The sequence below is a fragment of the Psychrobacter sp. 16-MNA-CIBAN-0192 genome (genome assembly GCF_040309565.1).
GTDB lineage: Bacteria > Pseudomonadota > Gammaproteobacteria > Pseudomonadales > Moraxellaceae > Psychrobacter.
Genome location: NZ_JBEOOX010000783.1, coordinates 1 through 231 on the forward strand (window position 1 = coordinate 1; position 231 = coordinate 231).

The window sequence follows — 231 nt, forward strand, 5'->3', positions numbered from 1 at the left end:
TTCTTCAGCTTTGTAACAATGGTTGTGAATTAAAATATCACCTTCAAGCACACCTTTTAGCGTGTCTTTCATTAAGTCGCGCTCTGGTGCTACAGGGTTCTTACCTGCGGCATAGTCAGCATCATATTTATCCCAAGCACGTTTGTATTCTGTTGCTTGAATAAACGCTGTACGGTAGCCCGCCATATTACCCATACGAGTCAGAGGTAATTCGTTACGGCTGCCATATAA

General features: G+C 42.9%; 1 protein-coding gene. It reads right to left on the reverse strand.

Features of this window, described 5'->3' with window-relative positions; all coding sequences use genetic code 11:
* Positions 1–231, reverse strand: a 231-nt coding sequence (locus tag AAEY78_RS15205) for a hypothetical protein (protein ID WP_352340368.1), incomplete at both ends; no start/stop codon positions are given.